Annotated in this window: 2 protein-coding genes; both read right to left on the reverse strand. The window is 56.4% G+C overall.

Going from position 1 to position 1,896, the window contains the following annotated elements:
- Positions 1–1,236, reverse strand: a 1,236-nt coding sequence (gene nusA, locus ACIQVE_RS29460; protein WP_402815454.1) for a transcription termination factor NusA, incomplete at its 3' end; no start/stop codon positions are given.
- 26 nt (positions 1,237–1,262) lie between these two features.
- Positions 1,263–1,721 (reverse strand): ribosome maturation factor RimP, encoded by a 459-nt coding sequence (gene rimP / locus ACIQVE_RS29465; protein ID WP_042557593.1) that lies wholly within the window; start codon positions 1,719–1,721, stop codon positions 1,263–1,265.
- Between the last annotated feature and the right edge of the window lie 175 nt (positions 1,722–1,896).

Below are 1,896 nucleotides of genomic sequence, written 5' to 3' on the forward strand. Positions count from 1 at the left end.
GACGGTATCTTCGTCAAAGCCGTCGAAGATGAGCATTTCTTCCAACGGTACGTAGGCAATCTCTTCCAGGCTGGTGAAGCCTTCAACTACCCGCACCTGCGCCAGGTCTTCGTCGACTTCCAGCTCGTCGATGAAGTTGCGCAGGATGTCGCCGGTTTCTGCTTGCTGCTTAGCCTGGATGTCCGATTCGGTCATCACGTTCAGGGTCCAGCCAGTCAATTGGCTTGCCAGACGCACGTTCTGACCACCACGACCGATGGCCTGAGCCAGATTGTCTGCGCCAACGGCGATGTCCATTGCGTGGGCATCTTCGTCAACGATAATTGCCGCAACCTCGGCCGGGGACATGGCGTTGATCACGAACTGTGCCGGGTTGTCGTCCCACAGGACGATATCAACACGCTCACCGCCCAACTCACCCGACACTGCCTGGACGCGCGAACCGCGCATACCAATGCAAGCGCCCTGCGGGTCGATGCGTTTGTCCTTGGAGCGGACGGCGATCTTGGCGCGCGAACCCGGGTCACGGGACGCAGCCATTACTTCGATCAGGCCTTCAGCGATTTCCGGCACTTCGATGCGGAACAGCTCGATCAGCATTTCCGGCGCGGTACGCGACAGGATCAGCTGCGGGCCGCGGTTCTCGGTGCGGATTTCCTTGAGCAGCGCACGCAGACGCACGCCGACACGGAAGGTTTCGCGAGAAATGATGTCTTCACGGGCCAGCAACGCCTCGGCGTTGTTGCCCAGATCAACGATCACGTTGTCGCGAGTCACTTTCTTCACGGTGCCGGAGATGATTTCTCCCAGGCGCTCGCGATAAGCGTCGACCACTTGAGCGCGCTCGGCTTCACGCACTTTCTGCACGATGACTTGCTTGGCAGTCTGTGCAGCAATGCGGCCGAACTCGATGGAGTCGATTTTTTCTTCAACGACGTCGCCAACGTTGGCACCAGGATGCGTTTCGGCAACCTTGCTCGGCCAGGTTTCGATAGCCGGATCGTCCAGATCATTCTCTTCGACGACCGTCCAGCGACGGAAAGTTTCGTATGCCCCGGTGTGGCGGTTAATTTCCACACGCAGGTCAACTTCGTCTTCAAAACGCTTTTTGGTAGCAGTGGCCAGAGCCAGCTCCAGCGCTTCAAAAATTACGCTTGCCGGTACGCCCTTTTCATTGGATACCGACTCAACAACCAGCAGTACTTCTGTGCTCCTCGTACGCCTCGCCTGTCGCAAGCCATTGGATCCGCGGGATCCGCGTCTCAGTCAAAACTGGGAATAATGTTGGCCTTGTCGATCATATCGATCGGCAACAGAAACTCATGGTCATCTACTTGCACCACGACATCCTGCTCTTCTACACCGCGCAGAAGGCCCTGAAAGTTGCGTCGGCCTTCAAAAGGCGAGCGCAGCTTGATCTTCACTTGTGCACCGACAAACTGGGCGAACTGCTCGATAGTGAACAGTGGGCGCTCCATGCCAGGCGAGGAAACTTCAAGGGTGTATTCAACGGTGATCGGATCTTCAACATCCAGCACACCGCTGATCTGGCGACTGACGATGGCACAATCGTCCACCAGCACGCCGCCTTCTTTATCAATATAAACGCGCAACATCGAGTGACGACCCTGAGCCGAAAACTCAATACCCCAGCATTCATAGCCTAGGGCCACGACCACCGGGGCCAGCAAGGCCTGCAACTCTTCTAGCTTGCTCGACACCTGAAACCCCCTAGTGCATGTATGTGCATGCTATGCAGAATAAAAAAATGGGCGAAACGCCCATCCTTGAAACGCCGTCGAACAGCGGCGTTGAAAGTGTCCAGCTAACAAAAAGCCCCTTAAAAGGGGCTCCTTAAACTGGTTGCGGTTGCCGGATTTGAACCGACGAGCTTCG

It is taken from the genome of Pseudomonas sp. NPDC098747 (genome assembly GCF_044760045.1).
Classification (GTDB): domain Bacteria; phylum Pseudomonadota; class Gammaproteobacteria; order Pseudomonadales; family Pseudomonadaceae; genus Aquipseudomonas.